The 21,166-nt window shown below is 64.1% G+C and carries 24 protein-coding genes; 11 read left to right on the top strand and 13 right to left on the bottom strand.

What is annotated here, in order from left to right; genetic code table 11:
• The first annotated feature begins 33 nt into the window (after positions 1-33).
• Complete coding sequence (locus tag KU306_RS04490; RefSeq protein ID WP_258303005.1) at positions 34-519, top strand: DUF1850 domain-containing protein; 486 nt, start codon at positions 34-36, stop codon at positions 517-519.
• A 7-nt stretch (positions 520-526) separates the two neighbouring features.
• On the top strand, positions 527-3,433 hold the full coding sequence (locus KU306_RS04495) for a TRAP transporter permease (RefSeq protein WP_258303006.1): 2,907 nt from the start codon (positions 527-529) through the stop codon (positions 3,431-3,433).
• A 32-nt stretch (positions 3,434-3,465) separates the two neighbouring features.
• Here KU306_RS04495 and KU306_RS04500 read toward each other — a convergent pair whose 3' ends face one another.
• Both KU306_RS04500 and trpY read right to left on the bottom strand, forming a co-directional pair.
• Entirely contained in the window at positions 3,466-4,098 is a 633-nt protein-coding gene (locus tag KU306_RS04500; protein WP_258303007.1) for an IMPACT family protein, read from the bottom strand.
• Positions 4,099-4,372: 274 nt separating this feature from the next.
• Positions 4,373-4,876 (bottom strand): TrpY family transcription regulator, encoded by a 504-nt coding sequence (gene trpY, locus KU306_RS04505; RefSeq protein WP_007543904.1) that lies wholly within the window; start codon positions 4,874-4,876, stop codon positions 4,373-4,375.
• A 142-nt stretch (positions 4,877-5,018) separates the two neighbouring features.
• Here trpY and KU306_RS04510 point away from each other — a divergent pair, with 142 nt between their 5' ends.
• Positions 5,019-5,744 carry a hypothetical protein gene (locus KU306_RS04510; protein ID WP_258303008.1) on the top strand — a complete coding sequence of 242 codons (726 nt, stop codon included), beginning with the start codon at positions 5,019-5,021 and terminating at the stop codon, positions 5,742-5,744.
• A 7-nt stretch (positions 5,745-5,751) separates the two neighbouring features.
• On the opposite strand, the gene hisB is transcribed toward KU306_RS04510, so the two are convergent.
• On the bottom strand, positions 5,752-6,345 hold the full coding sequence (hisB, locus tag KU306_RS04515; RefSeq protein ID WP_007543907.1) for an imidazoleglycerol-phosphate dehydratase HisB: 594 nt from the start codon (positions 6,343-6,345) through the stop codon (positions 5,752-5,754).
• Positions 6,346-6,512: 167 nt separating this feature from the next.
• Between hisB and KU306_RS04520 the strand changes: the two genes are divergently transcribed.
• Both KU306_RS04520 and KU306_RS04525 read left to right on the top strand, forming a co-directional pair.
• The gene (locus KU306_RS04520; protein WP_160163443.1) at positions 6,513-6,674 is read left to right on the top strand and encodes a hypothetical protein; all 162 of its coding nucleotides are present in this window, start codon (positions 6,513-6,515) and stop codon (positions 6,672-6,674) included.
• 34 nt (positions 6,675-6,708) lie between these two features.
• On the top strand, positions 6,709-6,900 hold the full coding sequence (locus KU306_RS04525) for a hypothetical protein (RefSeq protein ID WP_258303009.1): 192 nt from the start codon (positions 6,709-6,711) through the stop codon (positions 6,898-6,900).
• 39 nt (positions 6,901-6,939) lie between these two features.
• Here KU306_RS04525 and hisA read toward each other — a convergent pair whose 3' ends face one another.
• Entirely contained in the window at positions 6,940-7,656 is a 717-nt protein-coding gene (gene hisA, locus KU306_RS04530) for a 1-(5-phosphoribosyl)-5-[(5-phosphoribosylamino)methylideneamino]imidazole-4-carboxamide isomerase (RefSeq protein ID WP_007543915.1), read from the bottom strand.
• A gap of 155 nt (positions 7,657-7,811) precedes the next feature.
• On the opposite strand from hisA, the gene glmM reads away from it, so the two are divergent.
• Positions 7,812-9,176: a phosphoglucosamine mutase gene (glmM, locus tag KU306_RS04535; RefSeq protein ID WP_007543916.1), complete on the top strand. Its 1,365-nt coding sequence runs from the start codon at positions 7,812-7,814 to the stop codon at positions 9,174-9,176.
• Positions 9,177-9,218: 42 nt separating this feature from the next.
• Complete coding sequence (locus tag KU306_RS04540; protein ID WP_007543918.1) at positions 9,219-9,782, top strand: GNAT family N-acetyltransferase; 564 nt, start codon at positions 9,219-9,221, stop codon at positions 9,780-9,782.
• A gap of 29 nt (positions 9,783-9,811) precedes the next feature.
• Here the strand turns inward: KU306_RS04540 and KU306_RS04545 are convergent, their stop codons facing one another.
• The 3 genes from KU306_RS04545 to KU306_RS04555 all read right to left on the bottom strand — a co-directional run bounded on the left by KU306_RS04545 (position 9,812) and on the right by KU306_RS04555 (position 11,539).
• On the bottom strand, positions 9,812-10,057 hold the full coding sequence (locus KU306_RS04545) for a hypothetical protein (RefSeq protein WP_007543919.1): 246 nt from the start codon (positions 10,055-10,057) through the stop codon (positions 9,812-9,814).
• Between the two features lie 24 nt (positions 10,058-10,081).
• Complete coding sequence (gene hisI / locus KU306_RS04550; RefSeq protein WP_007543920.1) at positions 10,082-10,447, bottom strand: phosphoribosyl-AMP cyclohydrolase; 366 nt, start codon at positions 10,445-10,447, stop codon at positions 10,082-10,084.
• An 84-nt stretch (positions 10,448-10,531) separates the two neighbouring features.
• On the bottom strand, positions 10,532-11,539 hold the full coding sequence (locus KU306_RS04555; protein WP_258303010.1) for an A24 family peptidase: 1,008 nt from the start codon (positions 11,537-11,539) through the stop codon (positions 10,532-10,534).
• Positions 11,540-11,755: 216 nt separating this feature from the next.
• Here KU306_RS04555 and KU306_RS04560 point away from each other — a divergent pair, with 216 nt between their 5' ends.
• Both KU306_RS04560 and KU306_RS04565 read left to right on the top strand, forming a co-directional pair.
• Positions 11,756-11,992, top strand: coding sequence for a hypothetical protein (locus tag KU306_RS04560; protein ID WP_007543922.1), 237 nt, complete (start codon positions 11,756-11,758; stop codon positions 11,990-11,992).
• Entirely contained in the window at positions 11,989-12,342 is a 354-nt protein-coding gene (locus KU306_RS04565) for a type II toxin-antitoxin system PemK/MazF family toxin (RefSeq protein ID WP_258303011.1), read from the top strand. Before KU306_RS04560 ends, KU306_RS04565 begins: the two co-directional genes overlap by 4 nt.
• A gap of 90 nt (positions 12,343-12,432) precedes the next feature.
• Here the strand turns inward: KU306_RS04565 and fer are convergent, their stop codons facing one another.
• The 5 genes from fer to KU306_RS04590 all read right to left on the bottom strand — a co-directional run bounded on the left by fer (position 12,433) and on the right by KU306_RS04590 (position 18,294).
• Positions 12,433-12,822 (bottom strand): ferredoxin Fer, encoded by a 390-nt coding sequence (gene fer / locus KU306_RS04570; RefSeq protein ID WP_007543924.1) that lies wholly within the window; start codon positions 12,820-12,822, stop codon positions 12,433-12,435.
• Between the two features lie 143 nt (positions 12,823-12,965).
• Positions 12,966-14,084 (bottom strand): inorganic phosphate transporter, encoded by a 1,119-nt coding sequence (locus KU306_RS04575; RefSeq protein ID WP_193788130.1) that lies wholly within the window; start codon positions 14,082-14,084, stop codon positions 12,966-12,968.
• A 126-nt stretch (positions 14,085-14,210) separates the two neighbouring features.
• Positions 14,211-15,506 (bottom strand): O-acetylhomoserine aminocarboxypropyltransferase/cysteine synthase family protein, encoded by a 1,296-nt coding sequence (locus KU306_RS04580; RefSeq protein WP_258303012.1) that lies wholly within the window; start codon positions 15,504-15,506, stop codon positions 14,211-14,213.
• 146 nt (positions 15,507-15,652) lie between these two features.
• Positions 15,653-16,900 carry a homoserine O-acetyltransferase MetX gene (gene metX, locus KU306_RS04585; protein WP_258303013.1) on the bottom strand — a complete coding sequence of 416 codons (1,248 nt, stop codon included), beginning with the start codon at positions 16,898-16,900 and terminating at the stop codon, positions 15,653-15,655.
• Complete coding sequence (locus tag KU306_RS04590) at positions 16,897-18,294, bottom strand: O-acetylhomoserine aminocarboxypropyltransferase/cysteine synthase family protein (protein ID WP_258303014.1); 1,398 nt, start codon at positions 18,292-18,294, stop codon at positions 16,897-16,899. The genes metX and KU306_RS04590 overlap by 4 nt, the downstream gene beginning before the upstream one ends.
• Before the next feature lie 137 nt (positions 18,295-18,431).
• Here KU306_RS04590 and KU306_RS04595 point away from each other — a divergent pair, with 137 nt between their 5' ends.
• The gene (locus tag KU306_RS04595; protein ID WP_258303015.1) at positions 18,432-19,085 is read left to right on the top strand and encodes a helix-turn-helix domain-containing protein; all 654 of its coding nucleotides are present in this window, start codon (positions 18,432-18,434) and stop codon (positions 19,083-19,085) included.
• A 66-nt stretch (positions 19,086-19,151) separates the two neighbouring features.
• Positions 19,152-20,510 (top strand): cytochrome P450, encoded by a 1,359-nt coding sequence (locus KU306_RS04600; RefSeq protein ID WP_258303016.1) that lies wholly within the window; start codon positions 19,152-19,154, stop codon positions 20,508-20,510.
• A 32-nt stretch (positions 20,511-20,542) separates the two neighbouring features.
• Here KU306_RS04600 and KU306_RS04605 read toward each other — a convergent pair whose 3' ends face one another.
• On the bottom strand, positions 20,543-21,073 hold the full coding sequence (locus KU306_RS04605) for a type IV pilin domain-containing protein (protein WP_007543934.1): 531 nt from the start codon (positions 21,071-21,073) through the stop codon (positions 20,543-20,545).
• Positions 21,074-21,166 lie beyond the last annotated feature (93 nt).

Below are 21,166 nucleotides of genomic sequence, written 5' to 3' on the forward strand. Positions count from 1 at the left end.
TGAGCGAGCCGCCACATACAACCCATCCTTTCGATGCTTGATTCGATTCACACACGTATCCTCGTCGTAGTCGCGGTACTCGCGCTCGCAGTCGGTGTGAGCGCAGCCGTTCCAGCCGGGCAGGCACTCGTCGTCGAAGACGCCGAGACGGGCGAGCGTCTCAAGACCGTCCCCGTCGAAGAAAACACCACTGTCGCGCTCGAATACACGCACAGTGTCGAAAAGACGCGTGTCCTCGACGCCTACGCGGTTCAGGACGGAACACTCGTGATGACGAGGATGGAGTTCAAATCGTACGGCGCTGGTCTCCCCGCGCGAGCGAACGTGACGACGGAAAACGGGTCGTTCGTCTTCAACCCACAGGGGAGCTACAGAGAGCTGTACGTCAAGCCCGGCCACATCGCCGGTCACAAGCTCCACGTGGGTGAACACACGTACGACCTCGTTGCACTGTCTGATGCCCGCTCTGTTCGTCTCCACGTGACAGAGCAATCAGTGCTCGACGCCGCCCTCCACTGACCAATCAATGACGAAGAGAACACACGACGAGGGTCGAACCGCCGACCCCGACGACGATAGCGGCGACGTCCGGTCTGACCAGTCGGTCCGTCACGACGACTCACCACCGGTCCGAACAGACGGCGGAGAACCACCGGAAGACCGCGACGAAGGTACAGACGAAGAGACGTTCGAGGATGACTCGACATCCGAAGACGAAGCGCTGTCCGAAGAGGAGCTACAAGCCGGAGACGAGGAGATATCCGAGGAAGAAGCCCAAGAGATGCTCGAAGGCATCGAGCGAAAGCGGTCGCTGACCGGCTGGGCGGCCATCGTCACCTCGATTATCGCCATCTCCTTTTCGGCCTTCCAGTCGTGGCTGGCGGCCCGCGGCTTCGACTTCTCGGCGACCCTGCCCGTCGTGGGCGAGGTGTCGCTGGGTGCGCTCCAACTGCTGCAAGTGAACTCGGTCCACGTCGCCTTCGCGCTCATCTTGGCGTTTATCCTCTTCCCGCCGACGACGGGCCACGGCAGGTTTGCGTCTCGACTCGGTCGCATCGTGCCGACGCTCGCCTCGCAGTTCGGTGAGAGCCATCCAATCACGCGCGGCGCGGCGGGACTCCGCCGGTTCGTTCGCTGGCTGGCAGTCGACCCCGACCGCGACCGCGTGACACCGCTCGACATCTTGTTCGCCATCCTCGCTGCCGCGACGGCGGCGTACATGGTGATGGAGTGGCAGGAGATTCAGCAACTCCGTGTCTTCGGGCTGGAAGCAGGGCGTACCGTGGCCGAATATCTCGGCCCGCTCGGAATCGTTGCAGAGGCGATTAGCGCCCTTGGCATCCCGCTCGCCGACGTCTCCTACCCGTTCTTCCTCGGTGTCGTGGGCGTGCTGCTCGTCCTCGAAGCGACCCGACGCTCCCTCGGGTTCTACCTGATGGTCATCGTCGCGTCGTTCATCGTCTACGCGCGCTGGGGCTTTCTCATCTCGCCGGACATGCCCCTCATCGGTGTTCTCTCTATCCCAGAAGGAACGTGGGCGAACATCATCCAGAACCTCTGGTACAACACCGAAAACGGAGTGTTCGGCATTCCGGTCACGGTGTCGGTGCAGTTCATCTACATCTTCATCCTGTTCGGGGCGTTCCTGGAGATGTCCGGTGCGGGACAGTGGTTCATCGACCTCGCGTACGCCTCGACGGGAACCCGAAAGGGTGGCCCGGCGAAGGCGTCGATTCTCGCGTCCGGCTTCATGGGAACTATCTCCGGGTCGTCCATCGCGAACACGGTGACGACCGGTGCGTTCACCATCCCGCTGATGAAGCGCTCTGGGTACCGCTCCGAGTTCGCTGGGGCTGTCGAAGCCTCGGCGTCCTCCGGCGGGCAGATTCTTCCGCCCGTCATGGGAGCGGCCGCCTTCCTGATGATCGAGTTCATCGGCGTCCCCTTCGCCGACATCATCATCGCGGCGGCCATCCCCGCCGTCGTGTTCTTCTTCGGGGTCTGGGTGATGGTCCACCTCGAAGCGACGCGGGCCGGTATCGGCGGTCTCGACCCCGCCGACATCATCGACATCCGCACGCACCTCACTCGTGGGTGGTTCTACCTCATCCCGCTCATCCTCTTGATGTACTACCTCCTCGTCGAGCGTCTGACCGTCGCTCGCTCGGCGTGGTTCACGCTCATCGCCATCATGGCGCTCCTCTCGGTGGTGTCGGCGTACAACGAGCGGACCCGCGTCCCACTCGTGGGAACTATCGCGGTCATCTTCCTCGCACAGTTCGGCGCGTACTTCACGACCGGCGTCGGCATCTTCGGTGCCATCATGGGCGAAAGCGGTGAGGCCCTCGGCTTCGTGGATGCGATGCTTTCGGCCGCAGGAAGCCTCGGCATCATCGTCATCTTCGTCAGTCTCGTGACGATGCTCCTCCGTCCGCACCTCGAAACACCGCTGCTCCAACTCGACGACGCGGCAGACGAAGCGTCCGAGCGAATCGCCGAGACAGTCTCCCGACCGTCGCTTGCAGACGTCAAAGCGTTCCGCTACGTGACGTTCATCGGTAAGTCGATGGACTCGGGCGCTCGAACCTCGACCGAAGTCGTCGTCGCCGTCGCCGCCGCGGGTATCATCCCCGGCGTCGTCAGCGCGACGGGGCTCGGGCCGAACCTCACGGCGCTCATCAAGGCGGTTGCGGGCGGGTCTATCGTCCTGCTCCTCCTGTTCACCGCTATCGCCTCTATCATCCTCGGCATGGGGATGCCGACAACGGTGACGTACATTATCCTCGTCTCGCTGCTCGGCCCGGCTATCGCGCAGTCCTCGGACATCCCGCTGCTCGCGGCTCACCTGTTCATCCTCTACTTCGGGGTGATTGCAGACATCACACCGCCGGTCGCGGTGGCGGCGTACGCCGCGAGTGGTATCGCCCGGTCGAATCCGTTCCGAACCGGGACGAAGGCGTTCTCGCTGTCGCTCAACAAGGCAATCGTCCCGTTCGCGTTCGCACTCACGCCGGGCATCCTGCTCCTCCGCGGTCGCGGGGAGGCTGCCCGGGTTATCACCGGAGCGGACGTCGCTGAACTCTCGTACTTCGTTCCCGAGGTCGTCATCCCCGTCCTCGGCGTCTTCGTCGGCGTCATCGGACTTGGTGTGACTGTCATCGGGTACCTCTACAGTCGCGCGACGCGCGTCGAACGCGGTCTGTACGCCATCTCGGCGTTCCTGCTCATGGCACCCGGCCTGCTCCTGAACGCCGTGTTCGACCTCGGCGGCGCACTCGGTCTCGTCGGCGCAGCACCCGAGACGGTCATCGTCGACCTCGCGATGCGCGGGGCTGGTGGCCTGCTCTTCGGTGCGCTCGCGCTGAAGAACCGCCGCGAGGCTGACCAAGGAAAACGGGCGACGCCGTCCGGTTCGCCCGAACCGACCGACTAAGTAACTCTCACAGCCGGAACGTCCGGATCTTTTTATTCGAGTTCGACCCGGCCGCTCGTCGCACTTCGGAGTCTATCCCGAAGGCCGTCCGCCTCGTCGACCGGGACGCGAACCGAAAAGGAGACGCGCTGGTCGTAGTCGGCGTCGAACTCGACACCCGACGACTCGATGATGCCCCGGACGCTCCCCGAGTCGTCGTAGTCGACCGTCGCCGTGAAGCGCTCGTGCGGAATCTCTTCGACGATACCGGCTTCGCCGAGCGCCTCTTTGACGGCCCGCGAATAGGCGCGAGCGAGGCCTCCGACGCCGAGGTTGGTCCCGCCGTAGTAGCGCGTGACGACCGCAACGACGTTGCGAACCTCTTGCTGGACGAGGACGTTGAGCGCCGGCTTGCCAGACGACCCGGTCGGTTCGCCGTCGTCGCTCTGGTACTCGCGAAGCATGACGTTCCCACCACCCGGAACCGACGACGATGCGCCGCCTGCCGGAACGCGGTACGCCGGGACGTTGTGGGTCGCATCCGGGTGACGCTCGTTGATTTCCTCGACGAACGCCTCCGCCTCTTCGACCGTCTCGGCGGGCGAGATGTACCCGATAAACTCCGAGCCCTGTACCTCGAATCGCGCTTCGGCCCGGCCGCCGACGGTACGATAGGCGTCAGTCATGACTCGGAGTTGGCAGTGCAGGACTCAAAAGCATTCGCACAAGAAGAGAGACCATCAGGTCGCGACCACCGGCTACTGGCCGCAGGCGTTGGCGTAGGATGTACAGCCGTTCTGGACGCAGACGCCACAGAGGTGGCGCGTCTTCGACACCGGTGCCCCACAACACAGGCAGGTATTCGACTCATCCATGTTCCACTATAGCACGATTTGGGACATGAAACTTGTCCAAAATCGAGTCTTCTCGTACGAATGTGCAGTTTCGTCGCAGTCGAAGCTACGCGATGGAGATTCGCCGGACGAAATCGAGGTTCGAGAGGTCGTTGAGTAAGTCGCCGGGAATCGCCTCGTCGGTGATGATGTAGAGTTTGGGGTCGTCGGTGAACTCCGGGTCCTCGCTTATCGTCTGCCGGATGGAGATGCCCGCGTCGGCGAGTTCCGACGTGATGGTTGCGACGATGCCGGGTGCGTCGGCGTTGCCGACTTCGACTGTCAGCACGGAGAGGTCGAGGACGGGTGCGAGGTCCATCAGACTCGGAATCGCAGAGATGTTCTGGAAGATACGCCGCAACTCTTCGTCGGCCAGAATGGCATCGGTGGTCGAATCGACGACGCGGCGGTCGACACCGGCCTCGCGTGCGATTCCGGTGTTTGGAATCTCGATGCCGCCCGAGACGACTCGGCCTTCGTCGTTGACGGAGAAGCCTCGTTCCAAGAGCAGGCGGATGACCGCCTGCTGACTCGGACTGCCTTCGAACTTCTCCATAATCTCGTCAAACATTCGTTATCGAGTGCGTTTGTAGGCGGCCACATTAAGTGATACGTCGGGGGCTTGCGGTTTGGTGTGTGGCTACGAGACACGAGGAGATGCGGCCACAGGCGTCAGACGAGGCTTTAACCGTCGGCACGAAGACGACTCGACCATGCACGAACTACGCACGTGCGACTTCTGCGGTGCCGACGCTGTCGGCGTATTCGAGATGCTGCCGCCAGCGTTCACACCGGCCGACGACCAGCGGCGAATCGTCCTCTGTGAGAGCTGCCGCGAGACGCTCACGGACGCCGTCAAACCGCTCTTGGACCGCCTCGACGCCGACGCCAGCGTCGATGTCGCCGACGATGCACCCGCCGAAACCGGGGCCAACGTGACCACCAACACCGGGCCAGAGGGGTCGGTCGGCGACGCCAGCGCCACCGAGGCAGTGGGAGCAGAACCCGAGCCATCGCCGTCGGTACCCGACGACTACGACGCCAGCGACGCGAGCGAAGGCGAAGATGGAGACGGAGACGGAGACGGAGACAAAACCAAAGACGAGGGCACAGAGACCGAGGACTCGACTGACGGCGAGACAACCGCTGTCAACGCTGCTGACTCGTCCGACGAGGACGTGCTGGCCGAAGAGCCGAACGAAACCGACGCCAAAGAGTCGAACGAAACTGACGCCGAGGATATCGGCCCCGAACCGCCGAACTTCCGAAAGGTCATCCGCATCCTGCAGAACCGCGAGTTCCCGGTGGAACGAGCAGAAGTCGAAGCCCTCGCGTCGGGTGCCTACGACCTCGACGACCAACAGGTCGCGGACATCTTCGACTACGCAATCAAGCGCGGACTGTTGGAAGAAGACGGGAAGATGCTTCGAAAAGCCTGACGCGGCGTTACAATTTTCCTTTCGTACTCGGCGTGTCGGACCGACGCGGGTCGACGCGAGTCGCATCGTCGAGCGAGCGCGCCAGTGCTTTGAACAGCGCTTCGACCTCGTGGTGAGCGTTGTCGCCCTCGACGCCAGCGTGGAGGGTGAGACCCGCGTTCATCGCCAGCGACATGGCGAAGTGCTCGGCCATATGGCTCGTGAACTCGCCGACGTAGGGTTGCGAGAAGTCGCCGGAGAACTCGAAATAGGGTCGTCCGGACACGTCCACGACGACCGAGGCGACGGCCTCGTCGAGCGGGACTTTTCGGTCGGCGTAGCGGACGATACCGCGCTTGTCGCCGAGCGCCTCGACGAACGCCTCGCCGAGGACGATTGCCACGTCTTCGACCGTGTGGTGGTCGTCGATGTGGAGGTCGCCGTCACACTGGACCGTCAGGTCGAACAGGCCGTGTTTGGCGAACGCCTCCAGCATGTGGTCGAAAAATCCGATACCGGTATCGACGGCCGCATCGCCATCGCCGTCGATAGCCAGCGTCACGTCGATAGTCGTCTCCGAGGTCTCACGGGAGACGGCCGCAGTTCTGTCCGCGTCGCTCATGTCGCGTTCGAGGGTGGGCGAACGTAAATGGGTTCGCGTCGTTGCAGGTGCTGCACCGGTGTTCACGGGCGTCACCCACCTGCTAAACGATGAACGTGTCAATGATTGAATGGCAGTCTGACGCCCGTCTGCCGGAAATTCATACTCTCCGACGGATACTGTGGCTCATGCATCGGAAGGGGGCACTGGTGACTGGGTACACCATCTGCGTGGGAGGGCTCTTGCTCACCGTCGGAACCGACGTCGCAGTCGCACTCGGCATCACGCTCGTCGTGCTGGCCGTGGGTGCGACGCTGGTGGGGGCCGGGGCCGACGATAGCCAACGATGAGCCACAGCAGTATGTGGGCGTGGGTTCAATACGGATGGCGGTACCAATACCGACCGTGAACCCGAAGCGTGACGTCGTGACGCTCAGCATGCTCGCACTCGGCGGGCCGTTCCTCCACACGTCCCGCTTGGAGACCGTCCTCATCGGGGTGCTCTTCGTGGCTGTGGGCGTCTACGGGACGGTCGATAGCCTCGCTAAGGTTGCCACACGCTACATCCGGTTCTGAGAAACTCGGGCATCTGCCGTCGCGACGCCCCAACCGAACTCAGGCGTCCATCGCTTCTTCGAGCGTGAACTGGCCCTCGTAGAGTGCGGTCCCGACGACAGTCGCCGCCGCGCCCGCGTCGCGAAGTTCGCGAATGTCGTCCAGCGACGCAACCCCGCCGGACGCGACGACCGGGATATCGACCGCATCGACGACGCGGGCGGTGGTGTCGAGGTGGACACCTTCGAGTTGACCCTCGACGTCCACGTCGGTGAACAAGATAGCCGCGGCACCGAGGTCTTCGTACCGCGTGGCCGCTTCCGCGGGGTCGAGACCGGTCCCTTCTGTCCACCCGGAGACGACGACTTCGCCGTCTTTGGCGTCGAGACTGACCATCACGCCGTCGGGGTAGTCCTCGGCGAGTTCGGCGACGATGTCCGGGTTCTCGACGGCCGCAGTGCCGAGAATGACGCGGTCGACGCCGCGGTCGAAGAGCGCTCGGGCGTCGTCGGCAGTTCGAATCCCGCCGCCGAGTTGGACCGGCACGTCCACGGCGTCGAGGACGGCATCGACCGCTGGCGCGTTCGCGCGCTCGCCCTCGAACGCACCGTCGAGGTCCACGAGGTGAAGCGTTCGCGCGCCAGCGTCGACCCACCGCTGGGCGGCCTCGACCGGGTCGCCGTAGGTCTTTTCGGTGCCGCGTTCACCCTGCACGAGCTGGACGACTTCGCCGTCTTGCATGTCGACGGCGGGGACGACTTCGAACTCCGGGAACATGCCCATCCGTGGGTGAGCGACGGGCCTAAACGCACCGGATGCGGTGACTGTGCCCGCCACGAACCCATTCGTGTCAATTGGAATATGCTCTTGTAGGGAATCTGTGAGGCATCAGTTCGGAACGGCTTTGTCGCGCCGGGATACAGACACACTCGATGAAACTCTTCGGTTCCAGCGGAACCCGCGGCGTGGTGGGTGAGAGCCTCACCCCGGAGTTCGTGCTCCGCGTCGCAAAGGCCGCAGGCACGGTCTGGAACACCGACCGTGTCGCCATCGCCCGCGACACGCGAACGACAGGAGAGATGTTCGTCAACGCCGCATCGTCCGGCCTGGCCAGCGTCGGCGTCGACGTCGACGACCTCGGCGTGGTTCCCACGCCCGCCGCAGTGCGATACTGTGAGACGGAGGAAATCCCCGCCGTCGTCATCACGGCCTCGCACAACCCGCCGGAGTTCAACGGCGTCAAGCTCGTCGGCGACGACGGTGTCGAACTCTCTGTCGAGCAGTTAGAACGCATCGAGGACCACATTCTCGCCGAGGAGTTCGACGTGAGCAGGTGGGACGACGTCGGCTCGGTACAGCACATCGAGACGGCGAACGACGACTACCGCGAGGAACTCCTCGCGAACATCGACCGCGACGCAATCGCAGACGCGAACCTCACCGTCGCCCTCGACCCCGGCCACGGCGCGGGGTCGCTCGTCTCGCCCGACTTCCTCCGCGAACTCGGCTGTGAGGTCCGCACGGTCAACGCGCAACCCGACGGTCACTTCCCCGGCCGCGAGTCCGAACCCGTCCCCGAGAACCTCCGCGACCTCGAACGCCTCGTCCGTGCGACCGACGCCGACGTCGGTATCGCCCACGACGGCGACGCCGACCGGGCAATCTTCGTGGACGAACACGGCGAGGTCATCTCCGGCGAGGCATCGCTTGCCGCGCTCGCCGCCGCGTTCCTCGAACCCGGCGACGTGACCGTCTCGGCCGTCAACGTCTCCCAGCGACTCGTGGACGTGTGCGAGGAAGTCGGTGCCGACCTCGAACTCACGCCAATCGGCGCGACGAACCTCATCACCCGAATCCGCGAACTCTGGCGCGAGGGCGAGAACGTCCCCGTCGCCGGCGAGGGCAACGGCGGCGTCTTCTTCCCCAATTACCGCCTCGTCCGCGACGGCGCGTACATCGCGGCGAAGTTCCTCGAACTCGTCGCCGAGCGCCCCGCGAGCGAGATTGTCGCACCGTATCAGGACTACCACAACGTTCGCATCAACCTCTCGTACGACAGCGACGACGAGTTAGAGGCGATGCTGCACGCCGCCGCCGAGTACGCCGAGTCGGCCGACGCGACGCCGAACACGACCGACGGCTACCGCCTCGATTACGGCGACGCGTGGGTACTCGTCCGACCCTCCGGAACCGAACCGAAAGTCCGCATCTACGCCGAAGGCCACACCGAAGAGCGGGCGACCGAACTCGCCGAAGAAGCCGCCGACGCGCTTCGCGCTGCAGTGGACGAATTGTAACGCCGTACGACTATTTTTCACCCGACGCCGCAAAGCGACCGTATGGCCGACGAGTTCGAGGTTCGACCACCACGTTCTACCGCCGAGATGCGGGGCATCCGGCGGGTGAACGCGCGCTGCTGGGTCGAAGCCTACGACCACATCCTCCCGGACGAGGCACTTCCCGACCCGACAATCGAACCCAGCGAGGAGTGGCTTCGCGAGCAGTTCGACTACGCGACCACGCTCAACGAGACCGAGTCCGGGCGATACGTCGTTGCAGTCGAAGAACCCCCATTCGGTGGCGGTCCGGTTGTCGTCGGCTTCGCTGCCACACGCTGGGGCACCGAGGCGAAGTCGTTCGTCGGCGACGACGAAGCCGGATTGTGGACAATCTACGTCGACCCGTCCCGGTGGGGGCAAGGCATCGGGTCGGCACTGCTCGATGCGGTTACTGCGGCAATTCCCGAGCAGTACGACCGTCTCGTCTTAGAGACCTTTGCCGAAAACGAGGTCGGACAGCAGTTCTACCGGGCGAAAGGGTTCGAAGTGGTCGAGGAATTCGAGACCGAAGTCGGCGACGAATCCTATCCGGCGTTGCTCATGGCCCGGCCGCTCACAGACTGACCCGGCTCAGGAAAAATCGCACCGGCCGCTCACAGACTGAGCGCCGCAAAGAGCAGGCACAGTCCGCCGAAGACGAGCAACATGAAGCCGCGTTCGAGACCGTCGCCGTCTATCTCGTCGTCAGGCGGGTCCTCGCGGTTCGGGTCGAGGACGAATTCGGGGTCGTCCGAGCGCGCCACCCGACGGGCGGCGAGGTCGCTCTTGAGCAGTCGCGCACCGAGTGCGAAGCACACGAGACCGAGCACCGCGGCGACGACGGCGACGACGTTCACCATCTGTACTGTGCGAAGTTCATCTGTTCATTCGTCGTAGACGTCGTCGGGGTCGAAGACGCGCTCGCCGACGTTCTCGCCGTCGACAGTCCGGTAGAAACACGACCGGTGGCCGGTGTGGCACGCGCCGACGTTCTGGTCGACGAGGTACAACAGCGTGTCGGCGTCGCAATCGACGCGAACCTCGCGAATCTCCTGTGTGTGGCCGCTGGATGCGCCTTTCTCCCAAAGTTCGTCGCGACTCCGCGAGTAGTAGTGCGCCCGCCCCGTCTCGATGGTTCGCTCCAGCGCCTCCGGCGAGACGTACGCGAGCATGAGAACCTCGCCCGAGTCGGCATCCTGCGCCACCGCCGGGACGAGACCGTCGTCGCCGAAGTCGACATCGACCGTCATGGTTCGGCTCACGGGATGCCGCGTGTTATCTCTTTATGCGTCGTCGCCTGGTTATCCGCGTGTCATGGCCCGACGTGTCTGCGATTAGACGATTCCGAGGGCCCCGAGGACGCCGAAGAGGAGGTCCCCGTAGACGAACGCGACGACGAGGCCGACGAACATCGGGACGATGAACGGGATGCCCGGCGACACCCAGACCGCGTCGCGGGTCGCCACGACTTCGAGACCGCCGCGGAGTTTCTCGGGCGTCGTCCCGTAGGCCGACCCGTCGATGTCGTCGAGGAACGCTTCGGCACCCCACGGGTCGTCGAAGTCGGCGTCTGTCGCGTCTTCGGCGGACTCGGCATCGACGTCGGAGACGCCGCCGTCGGTCGTCACCTCGCGGTGGACCGCGCCGTCCGTCGGGTCGAACGTCTCGCCGATAGTTTCGGGGTCACGCAGGGTCGCGGCGTTCTCGCGGAGGTCCGAAAGCGAGATACCACGCCACCGCAGGTACATCCGGAGCGCGTCGAGGTCCAGTCCGTTTCGGGTGATGCCGTCGGGTGACTCGAAGAGACGGCCGTGCGCCGTCGCCAACGAGGGGACCGAGACGCGCCGCCCGACGAACGAAAGCGGGAGTTCGAACTCGCCGGCGGCGAGGTTACGGGCCGCGAGTGCGATGGGATACGCGAGGCCGATGATGACGGTGTTCGTCAGGATGGTCATCGAGAAGACGCCGAGTGTCGTCTCCGTGAGGGGGTATTCAGTCGCACCGATGACGTAACTCGGGAAGGTCGGCAGCAACAACGCGAAGACCATGAGTGCCTTCGCGTCGGCGCCGCCGAAGCCGCCGAGACGCCAAAACAGGTAGGAAAGCGGGATGACGAAGAAGACGCTCACGCCGACGCGGACGAGATAGAGGCGGTCGAAGACCGTCTCCGGTGGCAGGTGGCCGAGGAGTTCCCACGCGAGCAAGACGAGACCCAACGCCGCCAGCGGGTACCAGACGATGTTGGGGACGCGCCGCGTGCGAATGTCGCGCCACGCCGTCCACGCGAGGACGGGGACGACCACCAATCGCAGGAGGTCGGGGAGCGTTCCGATTCCGAACATACCGGCAGACGGATTGCCGGGGAGTTAGGTGTTCGGGAAGGTTCTCAGTGTCGATAGTGCAAGTGCCGGAGTTGTCGCTCCCCGAGTAGCGTCGAAAGAAAAGACTGAGTTGGCGTCTTAGATGACGCGGTTCTTTCAGCAGTTGTCTCACCCACCCCGTGTAGTGGGTAATAGTGGGCAAGAGTTATTCAGCAATGGGTCATAGTGGGCAACACGATGAAAGTAGACGCCCGAGACCTGCGAACCAACGACACCGACGACCGGGGTCGAATTTACCTCGGGACGGAGTACGCGAACAAGCGCGTGACCGTCGCCGTAGTAGAAGTCGAAAACGACCAGCCCGACGAGGACGAACTCGCCGCCGCCTACCGAGAGGCGTCGGAAAGTGCGGAATCGTTGGCCGAAGCGTGGGACGACACGTCGGACGAGGCGTGGAACGGACTGGATGAATGAGCGAGGAGACGGCAGTTCGACGCGGTGACGTCGTCATCGTCCGGTTGGACCCCGCTGAAGGCCACGAAATGAAGAAGACACGGCCAGCGGTCGTCGTCCAGAACGACATCGGGAACGCGAATGCGAGTACAACCATCGTCGCACCCGCGACGGGCACGTACCGAGGCTACCCGTTCGAGGTACTGGTCGAAGCTGACAGCTCGCCGTTCGAGAAGGACTCGTCGGTCCGTCTCGACCAGATTCGGGTCGTCTCCATCGAGAAGCGGATTCACTCGGTCGTCGGGAATCTGGACGCGGGAACGATGGGTCAGGTAGACGACGCACTGAAACTAAGCCTCGGACTCAACTGAGAGTATTGACTTCCTCCCGCGTCTGGCGTCGCAGGAATCACAGAGCTGTGGCTCCCCGTGCAGCGTCAAAGAAAAGACTGAGTTAGCGCCTTAGATGACGCGGTTCTGCAGGTAGTCGAGGTGCTTCGCGTTGTAGACGATCTTGACCTCGTCCGCAGTAGGCGAACCGATGCAGGTCAGACGAACGTTCTTGTCGTTGACTTCCTCGTCGGAGAGGATCTGCTGCATGTCCATCTCGATGTCGCCTTCCTTGACGATAGCTGCACAGTTCGCACAGGCACCTGCGCGGCAGCTGAAGGGCCAGTCGTAGCCCTGCGCCTCGGCGGCTTCGAGGATGTATTCGCCCTGGTTGACTTCGAGTTCGCCGAAGTCTTCAGCGTCGAGACCGGCGTCAGCAGCCTTCTCGAAGAGGTCCTCGTCGTCGAGGTCCCATCCCTGGTCGTCGAGAGCTTCGTAGTTGAGGTAGGTTACCGTGGGCATCAACAAGCGGTTCGGTGGCCACACCATTAGACTTTGCTGTTCATTCCGACTGGAATCGACCGGCGTGAGCGGTTCTCATACGGTGTTTTTCGTCACAAATGACCTTGCAAAATGGCCAGCGAAACCGACGACCCGCTGCGGCCTCAGAAGAAGTTCGACGAGAACAGCGCGTAGGAGGCAATCGCCGACAGCGACGGCGTCAGCATCCAGAAGAAGATGACGCGACCGGTCGTGCCGGGGTCGAACAGGTCGTGCGCGGAGAGTTCGTCGGGGGCTTCCTCACCCATCTTCGGGACTTCGTCTTCTCGCTCGACGGTGAGCGCGTTGACCGACACTTGCGGGGCTTCGCCGCCGAGTGCGTCACCGAGCGTAACGGTCCGAGTGGCGCGGCCCCAGCCGAGGCCGACGATACACATCGTCGCGCTGACCGCGAGACTGGCCGGGATGCCGATTGCCGAGAGAAAAGAGATAAGCGACGCACTGACCGTTTCGACGATGAGCGCGGCGAGAATCGGCAGTTCCGTGAGGTCGTTGCCGACGGTGTCGAGCGTCCGGCGAGCGATGGTAAAGGCCCCGAGACCGATAGCGCCGCCAGCGAGGAGGATACCCGTGTTCATCTCCAGTGCGCCGTTGCCGACGAGTGGCGCGACCGCGTTGGCGACGTTCGACGCGCCAGCGGAGAACGCCATGTAACACGCGACGACGACGACGAGCACGGTACTCCCGAACTCTCGCATCGTCGTGTTCGGACCGAGTCGAACCCGCGGAATCACCGAACTACGGTCGAGGGTGACGAGTGCGCCGGGCGTCTGGTCGAGTTGGAGCCACGCGTCGAGATAGGGGTAGACGTAGCGGCCGAGAACGGCGCAAATCCAGAAGGCGATGACCGGCGCGACAATCCACCACGAGATGATTTCGAGCATCACGTCCGAGTTGAGCGAGCCGCGTGCGAGGCCGAGGCCAGCGATGGCTCCGACGGCCGTCATCGACGTGGAGGCCGGAACGCCGAACGTGTTGGACACGAGGAGAGCGAGACCGACGAAAAAGAGGACTGCGACGGTCGCCAAGAGGGTGAACTCACTCTGCGGGACGATTTCGCCACCCATCTTCGCGACCACTTCGCGACCGATGGTCCATCCGCCAAGTAAGGCGAACGCAGTCATCAACCCGGCGGCGGCGAGTTTACCGAGGACCTGGCTCCCGACGGCCGGGCCGAAGGCAACTCCCGTCGACGAGCCGCCGATGTTGAATCCGACGAACACTGCGACCAGGAGTCCGACGAAGAGGAGTGCTTCTACCACGACGTGTCCTTGTTGTTGAGACACAAAAGGAGCGGTGGTCCTGTCGGCCAGTTCACCCTCGGCCGACGACGGAACGTGACGCTGAACTCAGTCCGACGCCGACCGAATCGCCTGGTCGAGGTCGGCGATGATGTCGTCTACGTCCTCGATGCCGACCGACAGACGAACCATGTCGGGCGTGACGCCCGCGGCGGCCTGCTCCTCGTCGGTGAGTTGCTGGTGGGTCGTCGACGCCGGGTGGATGACGAGCGTCTTCGCGTCGCCGACGTTTGCCAGAAGCGACGCGAGTTCGACGTTGTTGACGGTCCCTTTGGCGGCCTCGTAGCCGTCGGCGAGACCGAAGGTAATCATGCCGCCGTAGCCACCATCGAGGTACTCGCTCGCTTCCTCGTGGGTCTCGTGCGATTCGAGACCGGGGTAGTTCACCCACGACACCTTCTCGTGGTCGTCGAGGAACTCGGCGACGGCCTGTGCGTTCTCGCAGTGCGCCCGCATCCGCAGCGGGAGCGATTCCAGCTTTTCGAGCGTCTGCCACGCGTCGAACGGCGACTGTGCGTTCCCGAGGTCGCGCAGACCGCGGGCGATGGCGGCGTAGGTGAACGCGGCGTCGCCGAACGTCTCGGCGAAGTTGACACCGTGATAGGCCGGGTTCGGCTTCGCAATCTCGGGGTAGTCGTCGGCGTACTCCTCCCACGGGAACGTCCCGCCGTCGACGAGGACACCGCCGATGGTCGTCCCAGCGCCGTGAATCCACTTCGTCGTGGACTGCCAGACGATGTCCGCACCGTGTTCGATTGGGTTGCAGAGATACGGCGTCGCAAACGTGTTGTCCACGACGAGCGGGACGCCGTGGTCGTGCGCCACGTCGGCGATGGCCTCGATATCGGGCGTCACGAGCGCGGGGTTGCCGATGGTTTCGAGATGGACATACGCGGTGTTCTCGTCGATAGCTTCCTCGTAGGCGTCCACGTCGAGCGTGTCGACGAACTTCGTGGTGACGCCGCGGCGCTCGACCGTGTGGGTGAGGTACGTGTAGGTCCCGCCGTACAGCGACGAGGCGGAGACGATGTTGTCGCCCGCGGAGGCGAGCAGGAAGTTCGCGAGGTCGAACGCGGCCATCCCGGACGACGTGGCCGCGGCACCGACGCCGCCTTCGAGAGACGCGAGGCGCTCTTGGAGCATCCCGACGGTCGGGTTCATCAGTCGGGAGTAGATGTGACCCGGCTTTTCGAGGGCGAACTGGGCGGCCGCGTCGGCGGCGTCGTCGAAGACGTACGACGTAGTCTGGTAGAGTGGCGGTGCACGGGCACCGGTCGAGGGGTCTGGGTCCTGTCCGGCGTGCAGGCTCCGGGTGTGGAACCCGGGCGTCTCGTCGTCGCTCATGATTCGACTCTCGGAGCGGACGGGCGTAAATCGGGGTGTCGGACGCAATTCCCGCCGGTGTCTGAGATGTGGTGGCACGCGATGCTAACCACGCCGCACGTGACGGGTGACGAACAGCTGAAAGCGACAGTCGGTTGGCGGCCTGATTAGCGACTGAACAGCGACGAGTGGACCGGCGCGAAGTCCGTCTCGGAGTCCGGTTCGCCCCCGTCAGGTGCGGTGTCGGTGACGGCCCGCCCCTCGACACCGGCGATGAGGAAGGCATCGAGTGGCGGCCCGACCTTCTCGGGTTCGACGAGGAAGGCGTCGTGGCCGTGGTCCGATTCGACGACGTGGTGCGCGACGGGCACGTCGACGCTGCGGAAGGCCTCCGCCACCGACTCGGACTGCTCGGTCGTGAAGTGCCAATCGCCCGTAAACGAGAGGAGCAACGCCTCGCCTTCGAACGCCGAGAGCGCCGCCGCGTCGGACTCGTAGCCCTCCGCGAGGTCGTAGTCGTCCATCGCGCGGGTGAGATACAGATACGAGTTCGCGTCGAATCGGTCGGCGAACTTCTCGGCCTGGTAGTCGAGGTACGACTCCACCTCGCGGTAGGGGAAGAACATCGCCGCCGGGTCGGCGGGGTAGGCGTCTCCGCGACCCCCGCGCCCCGCAGACCGACGCCCGAACTTGCGGTCCATCGAGTCCTTCGAGAGGTACATCAGGTGGCCGATTTGCCGGGCCAGTCCGAGTCCCTGTTCGGGGTCGGGTCGGTCTTCGCCGTAGTAGTCGCCGCCGTTCCAGTTCGGGTCGGTCGTGATGGCCCGACGGGCAATCGCATCGAGGCCGAGACACTGCGGGTCGAGGCGAGCCGCGGACGCGACGACGACGAGTCTGTCGAGGTCGTCGGGGTACTGCACGGCCCAGTCGAGGGCGTTCATCCCGCCGACCGAGCCGCCGACGACGGCGTGGAGTCTGCCGATGCCGATGTGGTCGAGAAGGAGTCGCTGGGCGCGCGTCCAGTCGCCGACGGTGACCGGCGGGAAGTCGGTTCCCCACGGCTCCCCGTCGGGACCCTCACTTGCCGGGCCGCTGGTTCCGTAACACGACCCCGGAACGTTCACGCAGACGACGTAGTACTCGTTCGTGTCGATTGCCTTGCCGGGGCCGACGATGTCGGACCACCACGCGCTGGCCTGCCCGGAGACGCCCGAGTCGGTGCCGCGCCCCGCGACGTGCTGGCTTCCGGTGAGGCCGTGACAGACGAGAACCGCGTTCTCGCCCGTGAACTCGCCGTATGCCTCGTAGGCGACCTGCATGTCGGTGATGACCTCGCCCGACTCGAAGCGGAACTCGCCGACGTTCACGGTGTCCGATTCGACCTGCCGACCGATTGGGGTTCGCGTGCGACTCATCGTTCCTCCTGTGTCCGTTGGTCCGCCGTCTGCGTCTGTTTCTCTGCCGTCTGCGTCTGTTGCTCCGTCGCCTGTGTCCGTTGCTCCGCCTGTGCCGTCGCAGTCGCGGACTGCGCTTCTTCGATAGCGTTGTCGAGGTCGGCGATGATGTCGTCGACATCCTCGATACCGACCGAGAGGCGGAGCATGTCGGGACCGACGCCCGCAGCACGCTGCTCGTCGTGGGAGAGTTGAGCGTGTGTCGTCGATGCCGGGTGGATGACGAGCGTCTTCGCGTCGCCGATGTTGGCGAGGAAGCTCGCGAGGTCGACCGACTCGCAGACGGTCTTGGCCGCTGTGTAGGCCGCCTCGTCGTCCTCGCCAGCGAGTCCGAACGTGACCATCCCCGCGTACTGCCCGTCCAGATATCGGGTGGCGAGGTCGTGCGTCTCGTGGTCTTCGAACCCGGGATAAGTCACCCACGCGACGCCGTCGCGCTCGCGGAGGAACTCGGCCACCTGACGGGCGTTCTCGCAGTGGGCTTCCATCCGAAGCGCCAGCGTCTCGATGCCCTGAATCGTCTGCCACGCGTCGAAGGGCGACTGACACCCGCCGGTGGTTCTAACCGCCCGGTGGCGGACGACTTCGGCGAACGCTCGCTCCCCGAATCGCTCGACGAAGTCGATGTCGAAACCGGGGTTCTCGCCGGAGAGTTCGCCGTAGTCGGCCGCGTCCCACGGGAAGGTGCCGCCGTCCACCACGACCCCGCCGACGGTCGTCCCGGACCCGTGGAGCCACTTCGTCGTGGACTCCCAGACGATGTCAGCGCCGTGTTCGATAGGACGACAGAGCGCGGGCGTCGCAAACGTGTTGTCCACGACGAGCGGGACCCGATTCTCGTGGGCGACGTCGGCGATGGCCTCGAAGTCGGGCGTCTTCAGCGACGGATTCGCAACGGTTTCGACGTGGACGAAGGCGGTGTCCTCGTCGATGGCGTCCGCGTAGGCGTCCACGTCGAGCGTCGGCACGGTTCTGGCTTCGATACCGCGTTTGTTCGCGGTCTTCGAGAAGTACGACGAGGTGCCGCCGTACATCTCTTCGGAGAGGACGACGTTGTCGCCGACGGAGGTCAGAGCGGTCGTGATGCCGTCGAGGGCGGCCATCCCCGAGGCGGTGGCCACCGCGTCGACACCCGATTCGAGAGCGGCGAGTCGGCGTTCGAGAATACGGGTCGTCGGGTTCGAGATACGAGAGTAGACGTTGCCGTCGGCTTCGAGCGCGTACAGGTCGGCAGCGTAGTCCGCGTCGTCGAAGATGTACGACGTGGTCTGGTAGAGTGGCGGGGCCCGCGCCCCTGTCGCCGGGTCGGGGTCCTGTCCGGCGTGCAGGCCGCGAGTGCGGAAACCTCGGGTCATGTATGAGACGCATAAATCCACACAAGGGAATAACTCACAGTCACGGCAAGCGTTGCCCGGTCCTCGAACTGTCATCGACGATTGAACGAGTTTAGACAGAGAGGAAGTTGCATAGGCTCGCGGGCGTGAGTACGCACATGAAGTGTCTCCGGGCTCACTTCGACGCCGAGCAAAACCCGTTCGGGAGTCCCTACGACCTCTTTGCCGTCGACGACCGGCACCCGTGCGGCGAACTGCGGGACCTTCGGCTCCGCCCCGACGGGACGGTCGTCGAGCTGTGCATCCTCGAAGACGCGCCACCGGACGTGGAGTCCCGGCTGGCAGACCACCCCGATATCGTCGATTTCGACGTTGGAGAGACCTCCGATGGCGGTGTCGCGTGCCACGTCCACCTCGACCCGAACGACGACGTGCGGCGGTTGCTCGAACTCGTCGACGAACACGACCTGCTTCTCGACACGCCGATTCGACTCACCCGCGACGGCGTCGTCGTCAACGTCCTCGGGACGCACACCCAACTCACCGGTGCCGTCTCGTCGCTACCGGCGTCGTTTCGGGACGCGTTCTGCGTGGAGGGACTCTCCGACTACGAACCGGTTCGAAACGGGGTTCGAGCCGAACTCACCAGACGCCAGCGCGAAGTACTCGAAACCGCCGTCGAGAACGGATATTACGACATTCCGCGGCAGGTGTCTATCGAAACACTGGCCGCCGAACTCGACTGCTCACCGAGTACCGTCTCCGAACACTTGCGGAAAGTGGAATCGAAAGTGCTGACCCGTATTGGATAGCCACCATATAAAGGGCCGGCGGGCATCGGCAGCAACCCCATTCGGAAGGACCCCGTCTCTATAACTATGTCAGAAGCACCGCAGACACACACCGAACAGCCCCCGGGTCCGTCGGGCGTCCCGGTGGTTCACAACACGTTCCAGTACGCGGACGACCCGCTGGAGTTCATCACTGGCGTCGCCCGCGAATACGGCCCCGTCGCCGAGTACAACATCGGCGGGATGTCGTTCTATCAGGTGAGCGACCCCGAACTCGTCGAACACGTCCTCGTCCACGAGAACCAGAAGTACATCAAGGGCGAACTCTTTCAGGAGTCGCTGGGGACGGTTCTCGGCGATGGACTGCTCACCAGCGAAGGCGAGTTCTGGCGGCAACAGCGCCACCTGATGCAGCCGTCGTTCCTCCCGCAGATGCTCGAACGGTACAGCGAAATCATGGTCGAGTACACAGAGCGCATGCTGTCGTCGTGGGAAGACGGCGAGACGCGAGACATCCACGAGGACATGATGAGCCTCACGGTCGAAATCGCCGCCAAGACGCTCTTCGACGTGGATATTCGCGAAGAAGAGTCGGCCGTCGGCGACGCGCTCGAAACCGTCATGGACTACTCGTCGGTCTCGATGCGTCGCCCGGTCGACGTACCGCAGTGGGTGCCGACGCCGCTCAACCGCCGGTACAAACAGGCGCTTTCCGACCTCACCGAAGTCGTCGGCAGTATCATCGAGGACCGCCGGAACGGTGACGGCGACCTCGACCCCGAGTCGAACGACATCGTCTCGCTGTTGTTGACCTTCCGCGACGAGGACGGCAACCCGCTTCCGGACGAGCAGATTCGCGACGAGTTGGTCACAATCCTGCTTGCGGGCCACGAGACGACCGCGCTCGCGCTCACCTACACGCTTCACCTCCTCGGCACCAACCAAGAACAGGCCGACACCCTCCGCGAGGAACTCGATAGCGTCCTCGACGGCGACAGCCCGTCGTTCGGGGACCTCGACGACCTTCCATACACAGAGCAAGTGATTACAGAGGGGATGCGCATCTATCCGCCAGTCTGGGAACTGGTCCGCGAGGCCGCCGAACCGGACACGCTCGGCGACTACGACATCGAACCCGGCCAGACCGTCTCGGCTCAGCAGTGGGTCATCCACCGCGACCCCCGGTTCTACGACGACCCGCTGGAGTTCCGCCCGAGTCGGTGGACGAGCGAGTTCAAACGCGACCTGCCGAAGTTCGCCTACTTCCCGTTCGGTGGCGGCCCGCGCCGCTGTATCGGCGACCGATTCGCGCTCCTCGAAGCCCGCCTCGCGCTCGCCACCATCGCCCAGTCGTGGACCGTCGACCCGACGCACGAACTCGAATTCGACCCCTCGATTACCCTCCGTCCGGAAGGCACCGTCGAGATGGTCGTCAACCGTCGGTAGCAGGTCGCTTCAGACGCGCTGGAGCGTCGTTCTCAGACGGTGAACTCGAATAGCTTGTACGTGTCTTCCCCGTTGACTGTGCCGGGGTTGACGCCCTCTATCGGCTGTGTGTTCCAGTAGATACCGATTGTCGTCCCACTCGGGTCGCCTCCGACCGGATTGAGATACACCGTCTCTCCGGCCTCCCACGTGTCGCCGATGCCGACCTGCGGCGGGTTCCCGCCGCTCGATTCAGTGAACTTCTCGCGCGTGCTTGCGTAGGCGTCTCTCGGCGCGGTACTGCTCCCGGGAGCGCTCCCGATATCGAGCTTTTTCGAGCCGATGACGTAGAGGCGATTGGTCCGAACGGAGTCGCCCGCGTCGAGCGTGACTGCGACGATTTCACCATCGTCGACGAGTCTGTGCGAAACGTCGATAGTCGGTGCTGGAGACGGCGCAGACGACGCCTCGGCGAGGAGGAACGTCGATGTCGTCGCAGCGAGGATGACGACGATGGCCACCAGAAGAATCGTCGCGATGACCTGCGAAACACCGCGGTCGTCACGTCTCAGCGTTCCGGACATTGTTGTCACTGAAGATTCATACTTGAAGTATCTACCGTCATCGAGCACGTAGGTGAGTCACTAGTCAGCAATCGTTTCCCCGGTCAGCCACCA

The organism is Haloferax larsenii (assembly GCF_024730625.1).
Classification (GTDB): Archaea; Halobacteriota; Halobacteria; order Halobacteriales; family Haloferacaceae; genus Haloferax; species Haloferax larsenii.

Excerpts from the sequence above, each read along its gene's own strand:
- KU306_RS04490 (WP_258303005.1), top strand. The coding sequence starts at position 34 with ATGCTTGATTCGATTCACACACGTATCCTCGTCGTAGTCGCGGTACTC.
- KU306_RS04495 (WP_258303006.1), top strand. The coding sequence starts at position 527 with ATGACGAAGAGAACACACGACGAGGGTCGAACCGCCGACCCCGACGAC.
- KU306_RS04500 (WP_258303007.1), bottom strand. The coding sequence starts at position 4,098 with ATGACTGACGCCTATCGTACCGTCGGCGGCCGGGCCGAAGCGCGATTC.
- trpY (WP_007543904.1), bottom strand. The coding sequence starts at position 4,876 with ATGTTTGACGAGATTATGGAGAAGTTCGAAGGCAGTCCGAGTCAGCAG.
- KU306_RS04510 (WP_258303008.1), top strand. The coding sequence starts at position 5,019 with ATGCACGAACTACGCACGTGCGACTTCTGCGGTGCCGACGCTGTCGGC.
- hisB (WP_007543907.1), bottom strand. The coding sequence starts at position 6,345 with ATGAGCGACGCGGACAGAACTGCGGCCGTCTCCCGTGAGACCTCGGAG.
- KU306_RS04520 (WP_160163443.1), top strand. The coding sequence starts at position 6,513 with ATGCATCGGAAGGGGGCACTGGTGACTGGGTACACCATCTGCGTGGGA.
- KU306_RS04525 (WP_258303009.1), top strand. The coding sequence starts at position 6,709 with ATGGCGGTACCAATACCGACCGTGAACCCGAAGCGTGACGTCGTGACG.
- hisA (WP_007543915.1), bottom strand. The coding sequence starts at position 7,656 with ATGTTCCCGGAGTTCGAAGTCGTCCCCGCCGTCGACATGCAAGACGGC.
- glmM (WP_007543916.1), top strand. The coding sequence starts at position 7,812 with ATGAAACTCTTCGGTTCCAGCGGAACCCGCGGCGTGGTGGGTGAGAGC.
- KU306_RS04540 (WP_007543918.1), top strand. The coding sequence starts at position 9,219 with ATGGCCGACGAGTTCGAGGTTCGACCACCACGTTCTACCGCCGAGATG.
- KU306_RS04545 (WP_007543919.1), bottom strand. The coding sequence starts at position 10,057 with ATGGTGAACGTCGTCGCCGTCGTCGCCGCGGTGCTCGGTCTCGTGTGC.
- hisI (WP_007543920.1), bottom strand. The coding sequence starts at position 10,447 with ATGACGGTCGATGTCGACTTCGGCGACGACGGTCTCGTCCCGGCGGTG.
- KU306_RS04555 (WP_258303010.1), bottom strand. The coding sequence starts at position 11,539 with ATGTTCGGAATCGGAACGCTCCCCGACCTCCTGCGATTGGTGGTCGTC.
- KU306_RS04560 (WP_007543922.1), top strand. The coding sequence starts at position 11,756 with ATGAAAGTAGACGCCCGAGACCTGCGAACCAACGACACCGACGACCGG.
- KU306_RS04565 (WP_258303011.1), top strand. The coding sequence starts at position 11,989 with ATGAGCGAGGAGACGGCAGTTCGACGCGGTGACGTCGTCATCGTCCGG.
- fer (WP_007543924.1), bottom strand. The coding sequence starts at position 12,822 with ATGCCCACGGTAACCTACCTCAACTACGAAGCTCTCGACGACCAGGGA.
- KU306_RS04580 (WP_258303012.1), bottom strand. The coding sequence starts at position 15,506 with ATGAGCGACGACGAGACGCCCGGGTTCCACACCCGGAGCCTGCACGCC.
- metX (WP_258303013.1), bottom strand. The coding sequence starts at position 16,900 with ATGAGTCGCACGCGAACCCCAATCGGTCGGCAGGTCGAATCGGACACC.
- KU306_RS04590 (WP_258303014.1), bottom strand. The coding sequence starts at position 18,294 with ATGACCCGAGGTTTCCGCACTCGCGGCCTGCACGCCGGACAGGACCCC.
- KU306_RS04595 (WP_258303015.1), top strand. The coding sequence starts at position 18,432 with ATGAAGTGTCTCCGGGCTCACTTCGACGCCGAGCAAAACCCGTTCGGG.
- KU306_RS04600 (WP_258303016.1), top strand. The coding sequence starts at position 19,152 with ATGTCAGAAGCACCGCAGACACACACCGAACAGCCCCCGGGTCCGTCG.
- KU306_RS04605 (WP_007543934.1), bottom strand. The coding sequence starts at position 21,073 with ATGTCCGGAACGCTGAGACGTGACGACCGCGGTGTTTCGCAGGTCATC.